The organism is Candidatus Collinsella stercoripullorum (assembly GCF_027669965.1).
In the GTDB taxonomy this organism is placed as follows: domain Bacteria; phylum Actinomycetota; class Coriobacteriia; order Coriobacteriales; family Coriobacteriaceae; genus Collinsella; species Collinsella stercoripullorum.
This window is the reverse complement of sequence record NZ_JAQECM010000067.1, coordinates 3175-10362: the sequence shown is the minus strand read 5'-3', so window position 1 is coordinate 10362 and position 7188 is coordinate 3175. Positions and strand designations below refer to the sequence as shown.

6 protein-coding genes are annotated in these 7188 nt (G+C 72.7%); 1 reads left to right on the top strand and 5 read right to left on the bottom strand.

The window, feature by feature from the left end:
• Positions 1-63 precede the first annotated feature (63 nt).
• The 5 genes from PHA29_RS09835 to PHA29_RS09815 all read right to left on the bottom strand — a co-directional run bounded on the left by PHA29_RS09835 (position 64) and on the right by PHA29_RS09815 (position 6192).
• Positions 64-2283 carry a DUF6020 family protein gene (locus PHA29_RS09835; RefSeq protein ID WP_270849440.1) on the bottom strand — a complete coding sequence of 740 codons (2220 nt, stop codon included), beginning with the start codon at positions 2281-2283 and terminating at the stop codon, positions 64-66.
• A 180-nt stretch (positions 2284-2463) separates the two neighbouring features.
• Positions 2464-3282: a prolipoprotein diacylglyceryl transferase gene (gene lgt / locus PHA29_RS09830; RefSeq protein ID WP_270405849.1), complete on the bottom strand. Its 819-nt coding sequence runs from the start codon at positions 3280-3282 to the stop codon at positions 2464-2466.
• A 120-nt stretch (positions 3283-3402) separates the two neighbouring features.
• Positions 3403-3969, bottom strand: a complete 567-nt coding sequence (gene dcd / locus PHA29_RS09825; protein ID WP_270849439.1) for a dCTP deaminase — start codon at positions 3967-3969, stop codon at positions 3403-3405.
• A 60-nt stretch (positions 3970-4029) separates the two neighbouring features.
• Positions 4030-4311, bottom strand: coding sequence for a NifU family protein (locus PHA29_RS09820; RefSeq protein ID WP_270405851.1), 282 nt, complete (start codon positions 4309-4311; stop codon positions 4030-4032).
• 189 nt (positions 4312-4500) lie between these two features.
• A complete protein-coding gene (locus tag PHA29_RS09815; protein WP_270849438.1) occupies positions 4501-6192 on the bottom strand; it encodes an OPT/YSL family transporter in 1692 nt (563 codons plus the stop codon).
• A gap of 187 nt (positions 6193-6379) precedes the next feature.
• On the opposite strand from PHA29_RS09815, the gene PHA29_RS09810 reads away from it, so the two are divergent.
• Positions 6380-7188, top strand: an 809-nt coding sequence (locus tag PHA29_RS09810) for a type III pantothenate kinase (protein ID WP_270849437.1), incomplete at its 3' end; no start/stop codon positions are given.

Below are 7188 nucleotides of genomic sequence, written 5' to 3'. Positions count from 1 at the left end.
CGGCAGCCCGCCCCGCGCCGCGACCGCATCGGCCGCGCCGTCTGCGGCGCCGCCGGCCCCGCATCACCCGCGCCACAGGCGGCGCGGGTACGAGAGGCACACCACGACGGCGAACGGCAGGGCGCAGATCATGGGGTACAGGTACCGCATGTACGTCGACCCGTTGCAGGGGCCGATGAGGCACACCGCGAGCACGCCCCACAGCGGCACGAGCAGCGACAGCGCGCGCCACTGGCGCGCCCGCAGCAGGTAGACGCTCACCAGGATCAGGGCCCACACGTACACCGACGAGCTCATGGTGAGGGAGAGCAGCGGGATGCGCTGGACGGCGACGCGATAGAGGCTCACCGCATGGTCGCACAGGCTGTTGAGCGCGCCGTCCGCGCGATGGAAGTCGAAGTAGGCGCGGTTGTCATCGCGCGCCATGAGCTCGTCGCTCGACGCCGTGCCGTACACCCAGACGTCGCGCTGGCTGGGGTAGAAGTAGCCGAAGTAGTTGTTCGCCACGGCCGACACGTAGCAGGCCGGGTCGCTCAGCAGCTGCCGGAGCCACACGCCGAAGTACGCCGCCAGGTCCTCGGACGAGGCGTCCTCATCGAACCCGTTCTTCACGTCGTCGGACTTATCGGGGTCGTAGCGCTCCGCGAGGTCCCCGTAGCCGAGGACCCGGTCTATGGCCGCGCGCTCCTCCTCACCCACCGTCCCGTCGTCGGTGCCGCCGTCCACGCCGGCATGCGCGCCGTCGTGCTTCAGGGCGTAGCGCGCCGTCTGCTGGAAGGGGATTGAGAGCATCTCGCGGCGGCTGCCCGGGGTGATGCCGAGGGCGGGCATGAGCACCTTGGAGAAGGCGAGGTAGGCGGCGACCGTCACCACGGCGACGGCCAGCGCCCCCGCGGCGGCCCTGCGGCAGACGCGGCGCGCGTCGCGGGACCCCCGCCGCGCGTCGATCAGGCACCAGGCGGCCGCCAGGACGCAGGCGGCGAGCGGGAAGACGACGCCGCCGTTGCGGAAGAAGGCCGCCCCGAGCGCGGCCGCCGCGGTGAGGGCCCAGTCGCGGGCGGTGAAGGGCAGCCTCACGGGGACCGCCGCGATGCGCAGCCCCGTCGCGGGCGAGGTCTGGATGTCCAGCGCGACCTCCCCCGCCGCGCTGCCGGGATCGACCGGCGGCAGCAGGAGCTTCGCCATCTGCACCGCGAGCAGCACCACGGCGTCCCCGAACAGCACGTCCTTGGTGACGAGCACCGCGTAGTTGGAGAACATGGGCACGAAGACGAAGAACGCGAGCACCGCCGCGCGCGCCACCAAGCCCGCTCCCAGCCGGCGCAGCGTCGACACCAGGTAGGCCGCGCACGATGCCGTCACCGCGAACTGCAGGAGCGTGTAGATCATGAGGCCGGCGTTCTCGTCGCCGAACACCGCCAGGCCCAGCTGGACGCAGCCGCCGACGAGCGCCGTGTGCGCGACCGGGTGGTGCCCGTTCAGCAGCACGTCGGGATCGATGAGGTTCAGGTAGTCGCTCGTGCCGTTCGGCAGGTTGAACCACTGGCGGATCTGCGCGCCGGTGTCCCCCATGAACAGGCCCGGCGCGGCGGCGAGGAGCGTGGGCGCCCAGGTGAGCGCGATGACCGCGAGCGGCACGGCGAAGGGATGACGGTTCAGCAGGGCGTCGGCCGCGCGCCAGAGGCGCCCGTGGCTGGACTCGCTGAAGCGCAGGCGGTGGGCGCCGAACCAGTCGAAGCACTCGAACAGCAGGAAGATGCCGGTCGAGGCGAGGACCGCCCAGCCCGCCCCCGCGATCAGGGACTCGATGCAGCGGCTGATCCCCCCGATCGCCAGCTGGGCGCTGTCGGTGAGGTCGTAGCTCTTGCCGAAGACCATGCACGCCGTGAAGGCCGCGGCCGGCAGCACGACCGAGGGGCGGAGAAGCCCCCGCCGCCCGAACACCGCGTAGCGGATGGGGAGCGTGAGCAGGATGGCCAGGGCGAGCAGCATGACGGCCTGCTCGTGGCCGGCGAAGGAGAGCAGGACCTCGTAGCAGATGTAGAGCGCCCCCGTCGCGGTGGGGTCGATCTTCTGGATCGCCTCGTAGGTGGCGTTGGAGGGGTCGATGGAGAGCGCCGCGGTGGCGAGCAGCGCGAGCGCGAACGCCGCGGCGGTCTGCGCGGCGGGGTAGCGCTTGAACCACAGGCGGCGCGCCGTGTCAGGGGACGGTCCGCCCGGTCCCGGGGCGCCCGCCTGGTCGGCGGCGCGCCGCGCGGCGCCCGCCCGTTCGATCGATGCCATACGGTCCTCTCGTCCTCGCGCCCCCTCCCCCCGGCGCGCATCGTCGCGCGGGATTATAGCAGGCGAATCTGTGGAGGGGGTGAAAGCGGGGCGCCGCCGCGCGGGCGGCCGGGTGACGGATGCCCCGCACGGCAGCGCGCCGCGCCCGGGGCGTCGCCGCGCGGGCGGGTGCGGGGTCCCCTACCCTTCCAGGTAGTCGCGCTGCGGGCGCTTGGCGCGCAGGGCGTAGACGATGAGGGCGACCCCCGCGACGACGAGCGGCGCGCTCAGCAGCTGCCCCATGGTGACCACGCCGCCGAACAGGTAGCCGAGCTGCGCATCGGGCACGCGCACGAACTCCACCAGGATGCGCGCCACGCCGTACCAGGCCACGAACACGCCCATGAAGGTCCCCTGCGGCAGCAGCGGCTTCCTGCGCGAGAGAGCCTGCATGACGATGAAGAGCAGCACGCCCTCGAGCAGGGCCTCGTAGAGCTGGGACGGGTGGCGCGCCACGTCGCCGCCGGACTCGAACACCACGCCCCAGGGCAGGTCGGTGGGCTTGCCCCACAGCTCGCCGTTGACGAAGTTCGCGCAGCGGCCCAGCGCGAGCGCGACGGGCGCGCCGATGACGGCGAGGTCGGCGACGGTCCAAGCCGAGAGCCGGCAGAGCCGGCAGGCGAGGACCCCGCCGACGATGCCGCCCACCAGGCCGCCGTGGAAGCTCATCCCCCCGTGGTTGGTCGCCAGGATCTCCAGCGGGTGCTCGAAGTAGTACCCGTCGCCGTAGAACAGCACGTAGAACAGGCGCCCGCCGATGAGCAGGCCGAACACCACCCCGATGACGACGGTCATGAGGTCGTCGACGGAGATGCCGAGGCCCCAGCGCCGCTGCGTCCGGTACATGACGACGCCCGTGAGGACGGCCCCCACGATGTAGGAGATGCCGTACCAGTAGACGGTGATCGGCCCGGCCGAGAAGGCGACGGGATCCAGGCTGTGGTAGAGCTCGTTGAGCACGTGAACCTCCTGCGTTCTCCAAGAAGCGCACCCCGTCCGCCGGGGACAGGGTGCGCTTCGATCGGTCGGGCGGCGGACGGAACCGGCGCCGCGGGATGCCGCGCGGGGCGCGGGGCGCGCCTAGGGACGCGGGGCCTCGAGCGGCCTGCCCGCGGTGGCGCCGGTCTGCCCCTGGTAGTGGCTTCCCAGCTCGGGGCTGCCGTAGGGCAGGTCGACCGGCGAGCTCATGCGCTCGAAGGAGATCTGGCCGATCCGCATGCCGGGGCGCAGCAGGATCGGCAGGCTCGCCACGTTGGAGAGCTCCAGCGTGATCTGGCCGTCCCAGCCCGGGTCGATGTAGCCGGCGGTGGAGTGGATCATCAGGCCCAGGCGGCCGAGCGAGCTTTTGCCCTCCAGCTTGCCGAGCACGTCGTCGGGGACGGCGATGCGCTCGAGCGTGGTGCCGAGCGCGAACTGGCCCGGATGCAGGACGAAGGCGTCGTCGGCGCCCACCACGATCTGCTCGGTGAGGTCGGGCTGGTGGGTCTGCGGGTCGATGAAGACGTGGCTCGAGTTGCGGAAGACGCGGAAGTCGCGGCCCAGGCGCACGTCGATGGACGCGGGCTGGATCAGGTGCTCGTCGAAGGGCTCGAGCATGATGCGGCCGGATGCGAGCTCGATCTTGATGTCGTGGTCGGACAGGACCATGGCGCGGGACCTCCCTGGAGACGGGCACGGGCCGCGATGCGGCCCGTGCGGAGGGGACGGTTAGAACGGGGCGTACTCGTCGTACAGGTCGGCCATGCCGCCGCCCATGTCGTTCACGGCGACGACGCGCGTGACGCCGGGCACGTGCTCCTTCACGATGCGCTCGATGCCCATGGACAGGGTGAGCTGGCTCATCGGGCAGCCGGCGCAATGGCCGGTGAGCTCCAGGGACACCACGCCGTCCTCATCGACGCCGTGGTACTCCATATCGCCGCCGTCCGCCTGGAGGTTGGGGCGGATCTCGTCGAGGACGGCCTTGAGCAGTTCTTCGTTGACAGCCACAAGGGCTCCTTTCGTAGTGGGAGGACGCGGGCGCGCGGGGCGCTCGCGGGTATCAGCATGGTACTACAAGGTGGTACCCCGAATCCGCCGCACGCAACCCCTGCGCGGAAAACCCGGCGGGGCGTCCGGCCCGAGGCGGCCCCGGCCTCCGCGGGCCGGACGGCGCGAGACGGGTCGACCGGCGCCTCCCTAGCCGAACAGCCCCGTCCCCACCGTCGCGAACGCCACGATCACGCCGACGATCGATTCGCCGCCGAGCACGCCGGAGGCGACCACGACCCCGGCCTCGTCGGCCTCCGCCGCATCCTGCCCGCGCGCGGCGCACACGCGGTCGTACACCCAGCGGACCACGGCGCCCAGCACGGTGGTGAGCGACATGTAGAACGGCAGGTAGACACCCAGGCCGAGCATCATCGAGGGGATGCCCGCGCAGTAGAGGACCGCGCCGGCGACGAGCCCGACGACGAAGGCGGGCAGGCTCGGCACGCCCGTGACCATCGTCGCCACCACGCTCGCCTGGGCCGACACGAACATCCGGTCCGCGCCGAAGGCGTCGGGGCCGTAGGCCGATACGAGGGCGACCATGACGGCGACCGCGACGAAGGTCCCGAGCACGGCGCCGATCGCCTGGCCGAACCACATCGAGCGCGGGCTCGTGCCGATGATCTGCCCCGTCTTGAAGTCGCTCATCACATCGCCCGCCAGGCCGCACGCCACCGCGATGACGCCGGCGACGAAAAACAGCTGCACCTGGGTGGCCGACGAGAACGCCGCCACGAACAGCAGCACGATGAGGCCGAAGATCTCCATGGGGTCGATGCCCGACTGGCCGACCGACTGGGCGCTCATCACGGCCGTGACGAACGCGAGCAGGACGACCGCCACGGCGACGACGGGCCCGAGGCCCAGCGCGAAACAGACGACGAGCGCCGCCGAGGCGGCCATGAGGGCGAGCACCCCCGCGTCGTAGCGCGAGATGAGACGGGAGACGAAGCCGGTGCGCGGGCGCGGCGCGGCGTCCGCCCCGGGAGCCCGGTCCCCCGCACGGCGCAGACGCGCGCGGCGGATGAGCGGCCAGGCGATGTCGCGCGCCACCACGCCGGCGCCCGACCCCATCATGAGGCCCATGCCGAGGCTGCTCGCGACGCCCTGGGCGCCCGCGACGTCCCAGGCGCCGAGCGCGACGCCGCCCGCCACAAGGCCGAGCCAGCCCGCCGCGGCGCCCAGCGCCCAGTAGGCGATCGAGCGCCGCCCGGCGAGGAAGCCGACGGCCCAGCGCATGGGGGAATTCTGCACGGCGAAGCTCACGCCGGGGACGGGCAGCTGGCCCACGAGCGCGGGCATGAGCCCGAGCACGTCGCGCGCCACGCACCACAGGCCCGCCGCCGCCATGGAGCCGAACAGCTTCCTGCCCGTCGACCCGCCCGCCCGGCTGGCGAGCAGGGTCTCCGCCGCCGCGGTGCCGATGGGGTACTCGAGGTCGGACTCCTCGACGAAATGGCGCTGGATGAGGGCCGTGCACACGAGGCCGAGCAGCGTGCCGGCGAGCGCCACGGCGAGCATCTCCCCCCAGCTCACCTCGTCGGCGAGGCCGAGCATCCAGATGCCGGGCACGGTGAAGGCCAGGCCGCCGGCGACCATGGACCCGGCGGACATGATGACCTGGGTGATATTCGCTTCGTTGAGGCTCGTCTTGCCCACGGCGCGCAGCAGCACGAGGGCGGTGATGGAGGTGAAGATGGTCGGCCACGGCAGCGAGCCCATCTTGAGGGCGGTGTAGACCGACGATGCCGTGATGATGACGCAGCCGACGCAGCCGATGAGGATACCGGCGGCAGAGAGCTGCCCGCGCAGGCCCGCGCGGACGGTGGTGGAACCCATATGTTCTCCTTCGTATATCCGCTCCCCCTCGATCGGGGAGTCGGGTTACGTATCGGACCGGTCGATTATACAATAGGCGGAGCGCCCCGCGCGCGGGACGGCCGGGAGCCCCGGCATCCGGCGCGCGGACCGGCGCGGGCAGGACGGAAAGACGGAGCGCGGGCGGCCGCGCGGGCGGGAGGCACCCATGGCGAGAGCGGATACCGGCTGCGTGATGACCGTCGACGTGGGCAACACCGCCACGCGGTTCGGCCTGTTCGAGATGGACGCCGACGGCGAGCCCCGCCTGCTGGGGACCTGCGAGCTGTCGACCCTGCAGCGCGCTACGGCGGACGAGGCGCGCATCCAGACCGCCCAGGCGCGCACCCTGCTGCCCCCGTGCGAGGTCGACGGGACCATCCTGTCGTGCGTGGTCCCCGCGCTCACCGACATCTGGCGCCGCGCCCTCAGGTCGTGCGGGGGCGCGCGGCCGCTCGTGGTCGGCCCCGGCCTCAGAACCGGCGTGCGCATGCGCTACGACGACCCCTCGGAGGTCGGCCCGGACCGGATCGCCGACGTGGTGGCGGCCCGGGCGCGCTGGGGCGCGCCCGCCGTCGTGGTCGACCTGGGGACCACCACCAACTTCGAGGTCGTCAACGCGGAGGGCGCCTTCGCCGGCGGGATCATCGCCCCCGGCATCGCGCTCGGCGCCCGGTCGCTGTCGGAGGCCGCCGCGCGCCTGCCCGCGATCGAGCTGCGCGCGCCCGAGCGGGTCGTGGGGCGCAGCACCCGGGCGGCCATGCAGTCGGGCGTGGTCCTCGGCGAGGCCGCGCGCATCGACGGGCTGCTCGACGCCGTGGCCCGCGAGGTCGGCATCTCCTACGACCCGGACGGGGACGCGGCGGCGACGGTCGTCATGACCGGCGAGGACGCGCCCGCCATCGCCGCGCTGCTCTCCCACCGCGTCGAGGTGGACGAGACGCTCACCCTGCGGGGCCTCGCCCTGCTGTGGCAGGG

Bases quoted from the DNA above. Each gene is read 5' to 3' on its own strand.
- PHA29_RS09815 (WP_270849438.1), bottom strand. From the start codon at position 6,192: ATGGGTTCCACCACCGTCCGCGCGGGCCTGCGCGGGCAGCTCTCTGCC.
- PHA29_RS09835 (WP_270849440.1), bottom strand. From the start codon at position 2,283: ATGGCATCGATCGAACGGGCGGGCGCCGCGCGGCGCGCCGCCGACCAG.
- dcd (WP_270849439.1), bottom strand. From the start codon at position 3,969: ATGGTCCTGTCCGACCACGACATCAAGATCGAGCTCGCATCCGGCCGC.